General features: G+C 72.9%; 15 protein-coding genes. 9 read left to right on the plus strand and 6 right to left on the minus strand.

What is annotated here, in order from left to right:
• The 3 genes from ACFFF6_RS12415 to ACFFF6_RS12425 all read left to right on the plus strand — a co-directional run.
• A partial coding sequence (locus ACFFF6_RS12415) for a putative immunity protein (RefSeq protein ID WP_376981157.1) occupies window positions 1-253 on the plus strand: 253 nt, incomplete at its 5' end.
• A gap of 20 nt (window positions 254-273) precedes the next feature.
• Window positions 274-1,098 carry a TrmH family RNA methyltransferase gene (locus ACFFF6_RS12420; RefSeq protein WP_376981159.1) on the plus strand — a complete coding sequence of 275 codons (825 nt, stop codon included), beginning with the start codon at window positions 274-276 and terminating at the stop codon, window positions 1,096-1,098.
• Window positions 1,095-1,505 (plus strand): GNAT family N-acetyltransferase, encoded by a 411-nt coding sequence (locus ACFFF6_RS12425; RefSeq protein WP_376981161.1) that lies wholly within the window; start codon window positions 1,095-1,097, stop codon window positions 1,503-1,505. The genes ACFFF6_RS12420 and ACFFF6_RS12425 overlap by 4 nt, the downstream gene beginning before the upstream one ends.
• 228 nt (window positions 1,506-1,733) lie before the next feature.
• Here the strand turns inward: ACFFF6_RS12425 and ACFFF6_RS12430 are convergent, their stop codons facing one another.
• From ACFFF6_RS12430 to ACFFF6_RS12450, 5 genes are all read right to left on the minus strand, one after another.
• Complete coding sequence (locus tag ACFFF6_RS12430) at window positions 1,734-2,438, minus strand: VOC family protein (RefSeq protein ID WP_376981163.1); 705 nt, start codon at window positions 2,436-2,438, stop codon at window positions 1,734-1,736.
• 264 nt (window positions 2,439-2,702) lie between these two features.
• The gene (locus ACFFF6_RS12435) at window positions 2,703-3,287 is read right to left on the minus strand and encodes a CG0192-related protein (protein WP_376981164.1); all 585 of its coding nucleotides are present in this window, start codon (window positions 3,285-3,287) and stop codon (window positions 2,703-2,705) included.
• Between the two features lie 63 nt (window positions 3,288-3,350).
• Entirely contained in the window at window positions 3,351-3,857 is a 507-nt protein-coding gene (locus ACFFF6_RS12440) for a GNAT family N-acetyltransferase (protein ID WP_376981166.1), read from the minus strand.
• Window positions 3,854-4,873, minus strand: coding sequence for a GNAT family N-acetyltransferase (locus ACFFF6_RS12445; protein WP_376981168.1), 1,020 nt, complete (start codon window positions 4,871-4,873; stop codon window positions 3,854-3,856). Before ACFFF6_RS12445 ends, ACFFF6_RS12440 begins: the two co-directional genes overlap by 4 nt.
• Window positions 4,874-4,887: 14 nt before the next feature.
• Window positions 4,888-5,985: a winged helix DNA-binding domain-containing protein gene (locus ACFFF6_RS12450; RefSeq protein WP_376981170.1), complete on the minus strand. Its 1,098-nt coding sequence runs from the start codon at window positions 5,983-5,985 to the stop codon at window positions 4,888-4,890.
• Between the two features lie 81 nt (window positions 5,986-6,066).
• Here ACFFF6_RS12450 and ACFFF6_RS12455 point away from each other — a divergent pair, with 81 nt between their 5' ends.
• A complete protein-coding gene (locus tag ACFFF6_RS12455; protein ID WP_376981172.1) occupies window positions 6,067-6,870 on the plus strand; it encodes a sulfite exporter TauE/SafE family protein in 804 nt (267 codons plus the stop codon).
• A gap of 55 nt (window positions 6,871-6,925) precedes the next feature.
• On the opposite strand, the gene ACFFF6_RS12460 is transcribed toward ACFFF6_RS12455, so the two are convergent.
• On the minus strand, window positions 6,926-7,420 hold the full coding sequence (locus tag ACFFF6_RS12460; protein ID WP_376981174.1) for a 4a-hydroxytetrahydrobiopterin dehydratase: 495 nt from the start codon (window positions 7,418-7,420) through the stop codon (window positions 6,926-6,928).
• A gap of 144 nt (window positions 7,421-7,564) precedes the next feature.
• On the opposite strand from ACFFF6_RS12460, the gene ACFFF6_RS12465 reads away from it, so the two are divergent.
• From ACFFF6_RS12465 to ACFFF6_RS12485, 5 genes are all read left to right on the plus strand, one after another.
• The gene (locus ACFFF6_RS12465; RefSeq protein WP_376981176.1) at window positions 7,565-8,557 is read left to right on the plus strand and encodes a PAC2 family protein; all 993 of its coding nucleotides are present in this window, start codon (window positions 7,565-7,567) and stop codon (window positions 8,555-8,557) included.
• A 181-nt stretch (window positions 8,558-8,738) separates the two neighbouring features.
• The gene (locus ACFFF6_RS12470) at window positions 8,739-9,485 is read left to right on the plus strand and encodes a sugar phosphate isomerase/epimerase family protein (protein ID WP_376981178.1); all 747 of its coding nucleotides are present in this window, start codon (window positions 8,739-8,741) and stop codon (window positions 9,483-9,485) included.
• A gap of 8 nt (window positions 9,486-9,493) precedes the next feature.
• Window positions 9,494-10,618 (plus strand): Gfo/Idh/MocA family protein, encoded by a 1,125-nt coding sequence (locus tag ACFFF6_RS12475; RefSeq protein WP_376981180.1) that lies wholly within the window; start codon window positions 9,494-9,496, stop codon window positions 10,616-10,618.
• 110 nt (window positions 10,619-10,728) lie between these two features.
• Window positions 10,729-11,730 carry a sugar phosphate isomerase/epimerase family protein gene (locus ACFFF6_RS12480; protein ID WP_376981182.1) on the plus strand — a complete coding sequence of 334 codons (1,002 nt, stop codon included), beginning with the start codon at window positions 10,729-10,731 and terminating at the stop codon, window positions 11,728-11,730.
• 38 nt (window positions 11,731-11,768) lie between these two features.
• Window positions 11,769-12,437, plus strand: coding sequence for a TIGR03085 family metal-binding protein (locus ACFFF6_RS12485; RefSeq protein WP_376981184.1), 669 nt, complete (start codon window positions 11,769-11,771; stop codon window positions 12,435-12,437).
• The last annotated feature ends 3 nt before the right edge of the window (window positions 12,438-12,440 follow it).

Genomic DNA, 12,440 nt, shown 5'->3' on the forward strand with positions numbered 1-12,440 from the left:
CCTGCGCGGGCCGGCCCGCTTCGCGGCCTACGCCGCGGGACAGGCCGCCTGCGTGGGACACGTCGCCGAGCACGACCTGGGCGCCGCCGCCTATGCGATCCGGGCCGTCCGCGCCGCGCACGGCGAGGATCCGGCGGCCGGTCGCGCCGAGCGCGACTGGCAGCGGGAACGGCTGCCCGCGGCGATCCGGGCGCTGGTGCTGGAGGACCAGACCCGGCGCGATGCGATCTGCTGGCACGCCTTCTCGGACTGACCAGGCACTACGCTGGTCCCATGTCGCCCGCACCCCGCCCCGTCACCACGAGGAACGCCCGCTTCCAGCAGTGGCAGGCGATGCTCGCCAACCGCACGAAGCGCCAGCGCCTGGGAGGCTTCCTGGTCCAGGGCGTGCGTCCCATCACGATCGCCCTCGAGCACGGCTGGTACGCCGAGGCGGTCCTCTACGACGCCGAGCGCGAGCTCTCGTCCTGGGCCCGCCAGGTGCTCGAGGACGCCGGCGCACCCCGTTACGCGCTCTCGGCCGAGCTCATGGCGGAGCTGGGGGAGAAGACCGAGGACGTCCCCGAGCTCATCGTCGAGATGCAGATGCCGCGCGACGACCTCTCGCGCATCCGGGTCGGCCGGGACTTCCTGGGCGTCGCCTTCGACCGGCCGTCGAGCCCCGGGAACCTCGGCTCGATCATCCGCTCGGCCGATGCCTTCGGCGCCGCCGGCGTGATCGTGACGGGCCACGCGGCCGATCCCTACGACAGCGCCGCCGTGCGGGCGAGCACCGGGTCGCTGTTCGCCACGCCCACGGTGCGTGTGTCCTCGCCGAGGGACGTGCTGGCCTGGGTGCGTGCCCGCCGCGAGGACGGCGACCCCATCCAGATCCTCGGCACCGACGAGAACGGGCAGGCCGAGGTCTTCGACGCCGACCTCACCGGACCCACCTTGCTGGTCATCGGCAACGAGACCAGCGGCCTCAGCACCACCTGGCGCGAAGCCGTCGACCTCATGGTGAGCATCCCGATGACCGGTTCCGCGAGCTCTCTGAACGCGGCGAACGCGGCCAGCATCGTGCTCTACGAGGCGACCCGGCAGCGGCTGCGGTCATGAGCGTCGAGGGCGTCCGTCTGGAGTGGCGCGGACAGATCGACGACGCCGAGATCGTCGAGCTCACGCAGGCGCACGGCGGTCGCGCCGAACCGGGCTGGTGGGACCGGGTGCGGCCTCATGCGCTGGGCTGGGTCGCCGCTCGCGCCGATGACGGCGAGCTCGTCGGGTTCGTGAACGTCGCCTGGGACGGCGGGGACCATGCGTTCCTCATCGATACCAAGACGCGGCCCGCACGGCAGCGCGGCGGTCTGGGGACCGCCGTCGTCTCGCTCGCTGTCGCCGAGGCGCGCGCCGCGGGCTGCGAGTGGCTCTTCGTGGACTTCTCGGAGGATCTGGCGCCGTTCTACCTCGATGCCTGCGGATTCCGCGCGACACCCGCAGGCCTGATCCATCTCGCGGACCGCTGATGCCGATCTCACCGGGCTGACCCTGCTGGTCATCGGCTACGGGACCAGCGGACTCAGCACCACCAGGCGCGAGGCCGTCGACCTCATGGTGAGCATTCCGATGCCCGGGCCCGCCGAGCTCCCTGGACGCCGCGAGCATCGCCCCGTGCAGGGCGCGACCCAGCAGCAGCCGCGGGCGGTGTGACGACGCCGGGTCGCGGGGGACCGGCGTCCCAGCCCGGCGATGCCTCAGACCGACGAGGCGGCGGAGGCATCGACGCACAGCACGCCCTGGTTGCCCTCCTGGTCGGCGATCACCGTGAGCGACGGGGCGCCGCTCGCGTCGAGAACCGTTCCTCCCGCGGCGACGGCGGCGGCGATCCGGGACTCGGCCGCCTCTGGGGCGACGTAGACCTCGAGGTGGAAGCGCTGCTCGGAGCTCCCGTCGCGGGGAGGATCCCCGAACCAGAGGTGGGGCACGCGGCTCCCGGCGTCGCGGATCTCGTCTCCGGGGGTGCCACGGCCCTGAGAGTCCGGATCCCCGGTCAGCAGGGCCGCCCAGACCGGCGCGATCATCGCCGGATCGGCGGCATCGAGGCCGAGCTCGAGCATGGCGACGGCTGCGGGATCGGCCCTCAGCCCGTGCTCGGCGGCGATCTCGGTGATCCGCCGGGCGAGGTCGATATCCTTCTGCGTCACCCATTCGACGGTGTGCGCCGTCGTGCCGTCGTCATAGATCGCGTCCCGGCTGACGAGCTCGAGATCGACGTGTCCCGCGCCGATCGTGGCCTTCGGGTGGTGGCCCGCGGCGTCTCCGGCCTCGCCGATGCTCACGAGGAATCGTGCGCCGGAGGCGAAGTCGGCGATGCGATATCGCGCATGGAGTCCCTGGGCGAGCTTGCGCCAGTCGGTCAGGTTCGCGGCGGCGATCTCGTCGCCCATCAGCATCGTCATCGTGCCCTCCGGAGTCCGGCGCCCGCGAGCGGTACCCGCGCGCGCGTCGACGGATGGACGGCTGAGGCAGCGGCGGACCGTCACCGCGCCGTAGATCCTCGTAGCGCTACTGTACGGGCGAGGACGCACCTGGGGGCGCTTGCCGCCGCAGGAGCATCGAGAGTCGTTCCGCCGATAATGTACGTTATGTAAAGTCAGGTGGGCGAGGGCGGCATCTTCCTGCGCGGTGCCCGCTCCCGTCCGTTCCGCGGCGGGCGCCGATGATCAGCCGATCGCGGGATCATAGGCGGCGATGACGCCGCGACCCCCGGGCCAACTCGCCACGAGCCGCACCGTGCCGTCCAGGCCCTCGACCGTGCGAGCGATGGTGAACGGCTCGCCGTCCAGCAGCCGCGTGAACTCTGGCGCCGTCGCGCCCTCGTCGATCACGAGATCCAGCCTCACGCTCTGCGGTCGTCGGGCGATCTCCGCACCGCCCTCGTCCACGATCGCGAGCTCCGCCTGCGACTGCTCCGCACACAGGGCGCGGGCGAAGCAGTCCAGCGCGACCTCGTCCGCCAGGCCGTCGTACACGTACCGGGTGCCGAGCACGGAGTGCTCCATCGTCCCCACCAGCGCGTCCTCCGCCCCCTCGAGCGGGGCGTCCCGGTAGGTGAGCGGCAGGTGGTAGAGGTTCTCCCCCACGCGTGCCAGATGGCATTCGACCCCCACCTCGCCCGCCGGATCGTCGAAGCGGTACGCGCCCAGGATCTCGATCTCGCCGCCCTCGCCCCAGGGCCGGGAGCGCAGGAACACCTCCAGCATCTCGGCCTTGGACGGAGTGAGCTGCGCCTGGTGGATGATCGCCATGGCCCCACGGTATCGTCCGAGCCGGACCCGCCGTGCCCGCGCCGCCGGGCGACCCGGTCGGGGTCAGGCAGGCGTCTCCCCCGCTCCCAGGTCCTTGACCAGCAGGATCACCTGGGCGTGGTGGCGGTACGTCCGGCCGTCGGGTCCCCGCTCGTCCCACTCCTCCGGGACGATCTCGCCAGTGCGGACGTAGCCGAGGCGCTCGTACAGCGCGAGCGCCCGCGGATTGTCGTCCTCGACGCCCAGCACGGCGCGGGCTATGCCCCGCTCCCCCGCCGCGCCCTCCAGCGCGGCGATGAGATACGAGCCGAACCCCTCGCCCTGACGCGAGGGATCGGTCGCGAGCTGCCACAGATGTGCTTCACCAGGGCGCTGGCGCGGGTCGGCCCCGCCGATGGCGACGGGGAGATCGTCCTCGAGCACCAGCAGGTAGATGACCTCGCCGCGCCGGGCGCGCTCGAGCTGGCGGGCCACGTCCTCGAGGTGCAGAGAGGATCCCGCCCAGGTGCACCGCGGGAGGTCCGCGACGTCGAGGTCGCGGACGCTCCGCCCGGACGTGACCGGCGTCATCGCCGGGCCGGCGCGGCGGCAGGCATGTCCTTGGCGTAGGTGACGCGCTCGCGGACGGTGCGGAAGCCGACCTTCTCGTACAGCCGGGTGGCGCCGGTGGGGCTGTCTGCGTCGACCTCCAGGGTCGCCTCGTGCAGGGTCCCGTCCTGGGCCGCCCGCGCGATCGTGCTCGCGAGGGCAGCCCGGGCGATCCCGCGCCCGCGGGCGGAGCGCACGGTGCCGACCAGTCCGATGTAGAGGCTGCCGGCCTCGTAGACAGAGGTGAGGACGTAGGCCAGGACCTCGCCGGTCGACGCATCGCGCGCGACCGAGGCGAGGTCGCGGCGAGTCTTCGCCGAGTTCCAGAAGGACGCCCAGCGGGCCTCGTCGATCGGGGCGTAGCCCCAATGGTCCTGGAAGGCCGCCAGGTGCGCGGCGTGCACGTCCGCGGAGTCCTCGTCGCGGGCCGGGCCGATGTGCACGCCGTCGATCTCCGGAGCTGCGAGCTCCTCGCCCGGCAGCTCACGGGCGAGGTCGAGCCAGGTGCGGACCTGCCCGTAGCCCTCTCGCTCGAGCAGAGGCCGGACGGTCGAGGTCGACACGCCGCCGCTCGCCCGCAGATGGTAGGGACGGCCGGGGTGCCGCTGCGCCATGAGCTCGGCGGCGCGCCGCTCGGCGAAGGCCAGCAGGCGGGACCCGAGGCCGGCACGCCGGTGCGCGGCGTGCACGCCGCCGCCGAGGGAGGCCCGGATGAAGCCCTCCTCGTCCGGGCTGGTCCCCAGCATCACCGACGCATACCCGATCAGCTCCCCGTCGAGGCGCACGCCGATCCCGTCCGTCGCCGGGTCGAAGCCGGGGCTCGTGAGCATCTCGCGGGCATCGGTCTCGTCGACCGTCTCCTCGATCCCGTCGACGTGCTCGAGATGGGTGAGCAGCGCCGCGAGCTCGGCGGCGTCCTCGAGGGCGAGCGGGGCGAAGGCGGGGCCGGCTCCTGTGGGCTCGGCGGAAGGGGCGATGGAGGTGGAGGTGCTCGTCATGGCTCCATCCTTCCTCACGCCCGCAGGAACGGGAAAGCGGAATACCGCGCGCGGACCCGACGGTGCGCGACGGCGGGCCAGGGGGCGAGCTCCGTCGTGGCGAGCCGTCGCGCCCCGGGTCTCCCCTCCCGCTTCCAGAGGCCGATGACACGGCCGCGTCGCACGACGGCGGGCTGGAAGACCCCGTTGTTGCCGGGGACCAGCCGCCCGTGATGCTCCGCGTCGATGAGGTCCAGACGATCGGGGTAGCCCAGGACGAGCTCGTCGAATCCGGGCAGGAGGAACGCGTCATCTGCCGGGCCGGGGTCCGCGGCGAGCCGAGAGGCGATCCCCGGCCGGCTGTAGCGCATCTCGCCCCGGGCGTCGAGGCCCGCCTCCTCGAGCTGATCGCGGATGCGGGGCAGCGCCGCGCGCAGTCGGCGCAGCGGGAGCTTGCTGAACCAGCTCGCGTCGCGGACCGTCGCCGGGCCGCGGCTGGCGAGATGACGCAGGAGCAGCTCCGCGACGGCGGCCTCCTCGTCCCCGTCGAACCGGGCCTCCAGCCCGTGCTCCTCCGCGGCGAGCCGTCGCAGGAGGAGGACGCGCTCCTCCCCCGTCGGCTCGTGCGACAGCACCAGGTCGCCGCGCATGACCAGGGAGGTGAGCAGGTGGTAGGCGCCGCCGCCGGCGACCGGGACGCCGGCGTCTCCCCAGAGCGCGATGAGCTCGGCGCGGCCGATCCCCCGGGGGGCATCGGCCGCCTCGAGGGCGAGGCCCCGGCCCCGCGCCGTCAGCTCCGGGGTGATGCCGCGCTCGGCGCACAGGCGCGCCGAGATCCGCAGCGGTGCGGCGGCGCACAGCTGGGTGACCCAGCGGACGTCCTCCGCCGCCATGAGGAAGACCGTGCCGCGCAGGGGGTAGGCGCGCACCAGCCGCCCGGTCCCGACGGCGTTCGCGATGCGGCCGAGCGGATCGTCCCCCGCCAGGCGCAGGGCGAGCGAGGCGATCACCCCGGGCAGGTCCTGGCCCTGCATCGCGAGGAAGGACGCGGCGAGATCGACGGGATCGCGGACCGCGGGGACGGCGAGCCCCTGCGCGAGGAGGCGGGCGCGGATCAGGGCGGGATCGACCATGCCTGGACGCTACCCGGCCCGGCGGACAGGATCTGTCCGCCGGGCGTCGTGGACGGGGCGGCTGCCCTAGGCTGATCGACCGTGCATGATCTCGCGCTGCTCGGCGACCTCTCCCCCTGGCTCCTGCTGTTCCTGTGCACCGCCGCCCTCGTGGCAGGCTGGGTGGACGCGGTCGTCGGCGGCGGCGGGCTGGTGCAGCTCCCCGCGCTGCTGACGGGCATGCCCGCGGACACGGCCACGGGCGCCGTGCTGGGGACGAACAAGGTCGCGAGCGCCGCCGGGACCTCGATCTCCGCGCTCACCTTCGTACGGCGCGTGCGGCCGGTGCTCGCCACCGTGCTCCCGCTCGTGCTCACGGCGGCCGCCGGCAGCGCGATCGGCGCGGGTCTCGCCGGGCTCATCCCGCGCGCGGGCATGGCGCCGATCGTCCTGGTCGCGCTGGTCGTCGTGGGCGTCCACACGCTGCGCCGCCCGGTGATGGGCCTCGAGCACGCACCGCGCTGGAGCGGTCGCGCCCACACGCTGCGGACCGGCGCGATCGGGCTGGGCGTGGGGATCTACGACGGCGTGCTGGGCCCGGGAACCGGCAGCTTCTTCATCATCCTCATGGTGGCGGTGCTGGGATACGGGTTCCTCGAGGCGAGCGTGCATGCGAAGCTCGCGAACCTCACGACCAACCTCGGAGCGCTGCTCGTCTTCGGTCTGCAGGGGCACGTGTGGTGGGCGCTCGGCGCGCTGATGGCCCTCGCGAACGTGGTGGGCGGATATGCGGGGGCGCGGCTCGCGATCCGCTTCGGATCGGGATTCGTCCGGATCGTCTTCCTCGTGGTCCTCGGTGCGCTGATCCTGCGTCTCGCGTGGGACAGCCTTCAGCTGCTGTGGTGAGGTGCCGGTCGCGCCCACGTCCCGGCCCTCGCGACACCCGCCGCGGACCCGCCCCTCAGACCTCGTCCCCGCCGTCCGGGGCTCCGCGCCGAGGATCACCCCCATCGGGCCCCACCCCGCCCTCCGCGGCGGCCGCGCTGATCCCGGCGGCCAGGCGCACATCGCGCCGGGTCACGGCGCGGACGTCATGGCTCACCGTCCTCACCTCGACCGTCGGATAGGTCAGGAGCACATCGGGATGATGAGCGGCGGCCTCGGCGATCTCGCCGATGCGGTCGACCAGCGCGAGGCCGGCCCGGAAGTCGCCCGTGGCGTACCGGGCGCACAGCCCGTCCTCGTCGATGCGCCACTCCCCCGCGCCATAGGCGTCCAGGAGCTCGCGCAGGGCACCGGCCGGGATCGCCTCCTCATCGCTCAGCGCCGCCAGGTCCGCCGGAAGCGTCCTGCCCTCGCCGTCCGGTGTCAGCGCGCCGACGTCGCCCTCGTGCCCGCCGCTGTCGGCGCCGCCGTCCCGGTTCTCGCTCCGACCTCTTCCCGTCGTCTCGTCCATGCTGCCACCCTGGCACAGATGTGGCAGGAACCACAGCCCCGCGGCGGCTCGGAGCGGGGAATAGCGTCGTCGAGCACGGCGTTCCCGCAAATGTCACCACCGTGCCGTCGGCCCTCAGCGGGCGGCCCGACCCCAGGAGGAGCCATGGACCCGACGACGCTGTTCAGCTACGAACGCCATGTGGACTCGCGCTCGCTGAACGCGCGCGTCCTGCTCGTGACCCTCGGCGCCTTCAGCGACGCGGCGGCCGCGCAGGCGACGATCGACGACCACCTGCTCAACACGCTGCCCAGCCGCGTGGTCGGACGCCTGGACATGGACCAGATCTACGACTACGCGGGCCGTCGACCCGAGGTGACCCTCGAGCTCGACCACTTCCAGGACTACGAGACCCCGCAGATCCTCCTGCACGAGGTGACGAGCCCCGACGGGGAGACGTTCTTCCTCCTCACCGGGCCGGAGCCGTCGTTCCAGTGGGAGCGGGTCGCCTCCGCCCTGAAGATCATGGTCGAGCAGCTGGGCATCGAGCGGACGCTCATGCTGCAGAGCTTCCCCGCCCCGGTCCCCCACACCCGGGAGCTGCCCGTGACCCGCTTCGCCGGCGACCCGGACGTCATCTCCGTGCGCCGCCCCATGCCGGGCGTCTTCCGCCTGCGCGCGCCGTTCACGGCGATGCTCACGCTCCGCCTGGCCGAGGCCGGCCACGCCGTCGTGGGCCTCGTCGTCCATGTGCCGCAGTACCTGAGCGACGTCCTCTACCCCGATGCCGCGATCGAGCTGCTGAAGGCCGTCCGCGAGGAGCAGGGACCGGACCTGCCGACCGGCGCGCTCGAGACGCAGGCCGCACCGATCCGGGAGTCGATCGCCGCGCAGGTCGGCGCCTCGCCCCAGCTCCAGGAGCTGGTCCGCGGCTTCGAGCAGCAGTACGACCGGATGATCACCGACGGCCGCAGCCACGTCCCCACCGGGGACGACATCGCCGCCGAGGTCGAGAAGTACCTCGCCGGCCTCGACTCCGAGAGCGGCGGGGATGCTCCGTCCGGCCCCGACGCCTCCGCCGACCCCTCCGGCCCGGACTCCCCCTCCGGCCCGGACGGGCCCGAGGATCCCGGGAAGGACGGTCCGCAGCCGGCCTGAGCACCGCCGCGCAGGACCTCCCGGTCCCGCCCGGACATCCGGCGCCGGAGGCCTCTCCGGGATGCGGACCCTCCCCGCGGCCGGACGGCGGTGACCGCCGCCACCTGATCTGGCATAGGGTTGTCACCCTGACATGGTGTCCCGCTGGGCACCTCCGACGCCGCCGTCCCCAGGAGATCCCGTGCGCACCTCGGTCCAGCTGTACAGCGTGAGAGAAGCCCTCGCGGCGGACCCCCGCGCGACCCTCACGGCCCTGCGGGAGCAGGGCTTCGAGCACGTCGAGCCCTTCGGGCTGCTCGACTGGGCGGAGCGTCTCCGCCCGCTCCTGCCGGAGCTCGGTCTCACCGCTCCGTCCACGCACGCCTCCGTGATCGACGCGGAGGACCCGGCCCGCCTGTTCGGCGTCGCGGCCGAGCTCGGGGTCGGCACCGTGATCGATCCGTACCGGGACCGGGAGCAGTGGACGAGCGTCGAGGGTGTCGAGCGCACCGCGGACCTGCTGAACTCCCTCGCCGATGCTGCGCAGTCCGCCGGCGTCCGGATCGGCTACCACAACCACGAGTTCGAGGTGCAGACCGACCTCGAGGGCCGCACGGGGCTCGAGGTCCTCGCCGCGGCCCTCGACCCGCGGATCGTCCTCGAGGTCGACACCTTCTGGGTCGCCGTCGGCGGCCAGGACCCGGCCCGGCTGCTGCGTGCGCTGGGCCAGCGGGTCCAGCTCGCCCATCTCAAGGACGGACCGCTGAATCGCGAGACGGCCCTGCAGACCCCCATCGGGCAGGGTGAGATGGACGTGCCCGCGATCCTCGAGGCCGCGCCGTGGCTCGAGTACGGGGTCATCGAGTTCGATGACTACACCGGCGACGTGCTGGACGGAATCCGGCAGTCGCGGGAAGCACTGGGACGACTTCAGTCGAACGGAGAATGAGAAGGACGATGAATCAGACCACCACCACCGGCCCCATCGGCGTCGGGATCATCGGAGCGGGTGTCATCAGCGCCCAGTACCTCGAGCACCTGTCGTCCTTCCCGGACGTGCGCCTGCTCGCCATCGGCGACATCGTGCCCGAGGCCGCGGCGGCCCGCGCCGAGGAGTTCGGCGTTCCCGCGCACGGCGGGGTCGACGTCGTGCTGGAGAATCCGGAGATCGAGATCGTCGTCAACCTGACGATCCCGGCCGCCCACTTCGAGGTCTCCAAGCAGATCCTCGACGCGGGCAAGCACGTGTGGAGCGAGAAGCCCCTCACCACGGAGCGCGAGACCGCGCAGGAGCTGCTGGCCTACGCGGCGGAGAAGGGCCTGCGCGTCGGCGGGGCGCCGGACACCGTGCTCGGCGCCGGCATCCAGTCCGGCCTGCGCGCCGTGGCCGCCGGGGAGATCGGCGAGCCGCGCGCAGGGCTGGCGCTCTTCCGCACCCCCGGCCCGGAGTCCTGGCACCCCAGCCCCGAGTTCCTGTTCCAGGTGGGCGCGGGCCCGCTGTTCGACATCGGCCCGTACTACTTCACGAGCCTCGTGCTGGCCCACGGCCCGGTCGCCCGCGTCACCGCGGTCGGCTCCCAGTCGACGCCGCAGCGCACCATCGGCTCCGGTCCCAAGGGCGGCACGGTCTTCGACGTCGAGGTCCCCACCCAGGTCTCCGCGCTGCTGCAGTTCGAGAACGGGTCCAACGCCACCGTGCTGCTGTCCTTCGACGCCGGCACGAACTACCCGCACGTGCTCGAGATCCAGGGCTCGAAGGGCACGATCGCCCTCCCGGACCCGAACGTGTTCGACGGTCCGAGCTCGGTCGCGCTGCGCGAGAGCACCGAGGAGCCGGCCTGGACCGAGCAGGAGGCCACCGGCCCCGTGTTCGGCCGCGGCCTGGGCCTGCTCGAGATGGGTCGTGCGATCCGTGCCGGCGTCCCGCACCGCCTGACCGGCGAGCTCGCCGCCCACGTCCTGGACGTCATGGCGTCCGTGGGCGAGGCCGTGGCGAGCGGCGGTGTCGTCGAGGTCGTCTCGACCGCGACGATCCCCGCCCCGCTGCCCGCCGACTTCGACCCGGCGGCTGCCACCCTCTGATCCTGCGGGATCCTCGGCGCCGGGCCTCCTGAGGGGAGCCCGGCGCCGTCCCGCATCCGCCCCTCCCCGTCCGCCCCCACACGCATCTGCTCACGAAGGAGTCCGCAGCAATGTCCCACCCCCATACCCTGTACACCGGCCAGTGGGCCGACCTCTCCCTCGAGGAGATCGCCGAGCTCGCCGCCGGCTGGGGCTACGACGGCCTCGAGATCGGCGTGAACGACGTGCATCTGGATGCGAGCCGCTGGGACGACGACGCCTACGTCGCCGAGCGCCGCGGGATCCTCGAGAAGCACGGCCTCGGAGTCTGGGCGATCTCCAACCACATGACCGGCCAGGCGATCTGCGACGACCCGATCGACTTCCGGCATCAGGCCATCATCCCGGCCCGCGTCTGGGGCGACGGCGAGGGCGAAGAGGTGCGCCGACGCGCCGCGGAGGACATGAAGAACACCGCGCGGCTCGCACAGAAGCTCGGCGTCGACACCGTCATCGGCTTCACCGGCTCGAGCATCTGGAAGTACGTGGCGATGTTCCCGCCGGTCCCCGAGTCCGTGATCGACGCGGGATATCAGGACTTCGCGGACCGCTGGAACCCGATCCTGGACGTGTTCGAGGACTGCGGGGTCCGCTTCGCCCACGAGGTGCATCCCTCGGAGATCGCCTACGACTACTGGACCACACAGCGGACGCTCGAGGCGATCGGACATCGCGAGTCCTTCGGTCTGAACTGGGACCCCTCGCATTTCATGTGGCAGGAGATCGATCCGGTCTCCTTCATCACGGACTTCGCCGATCGCATCTACCACGTGGACTGCAAGGACATCCGCGTGCGGATCACGGGGCGCAACACGCGGCTCGGCTCGCACCTGCCCTGGGGCGATCCGCGCCGCGGCTGGGACTTCGTCTCCTTCGGCCGCGGCGACGTGCCCTGGGACGCCGCGTTCCGGGCGCTGCGCTCGATCGGCTACGAGGGCCCCCTCTCGATCGAGTGGGAGGACGCCGGGATGGACCGCCTGCACGGCGCCGCCGAGGCGATCGAGGTGCTGCGGCGCTTCGACTACCCGGCCTCGGAGCTGTCCTTCGACGCCGCCTTCTCCGCGGAGGGCTGATCGGGGCGGCGTCCAGGGCGCCTCTCTAGGATGTCCCCATGGACTCCGCCGCCTCCGCCCCCGCCGCCCGCATGCCCTTCGTCCGGCGGGAGCGCGAGGCGCTCGCGGACTCGCTGCTGAGCTTCGGCCCCGATGCTCCCACGATCCTGGACGGCTGGACCGGCACGGAGCTGCTGGACCATCTGATCCACCGGGAGCTGGTCCTGCCCGCCGCCGCGGCCGCACGGTCCCCGCTGGCCCCTCTCCGTCTGCGGGGGCGCGCCTCCCTCGCCGCGCTCGAGGAGATGACCTGGTCCCAGAAGGTCGCCCTGTTCCGCGCCGGCCACGGCCGCTTCTCCCCTCTGCGGCTGGCCGATCCGGTCATGAACACGATCGAGTACCTGGTCCACCACGAGGATCTGCGCCGGGCCCGGCCCGGCTGGGCCCCGCGCGAGCTCGCGACCGCCGATGAGCGGACCGTGTGGACGCAGCTGTCCCTCGGCGCACGGCTGCTGATCCGGGCGAGCGTGGACCTGACCCTCGTGAGCCCGATCGGCGGTCTGCGCGTTCCCGCGCGCTCGGCCGCGGCCGAGAGCCCGGTGCGGGTGCACGGCAGCGTCACCGAGCTGCTGCTGTGGGCCTACGGGCGCGACCGCGTCGCCCGCGTGCGCCTCGACGGGGAATCCGCGGCGCTGCTCGTCCTGCGGGAGGCGAACCGCGGCGTGTGACCA

Origin of the sequence: Brachybacterium hainanense, from assembly GCF_042434575.1 — a bacterium.
Taxonomy (GTDB): Bacteria; Actinomycetota; Actinomycetes; order Actinomycetales; family Dermabacteraceae; genus Brachybacterium; species Brachybacterium hainanense.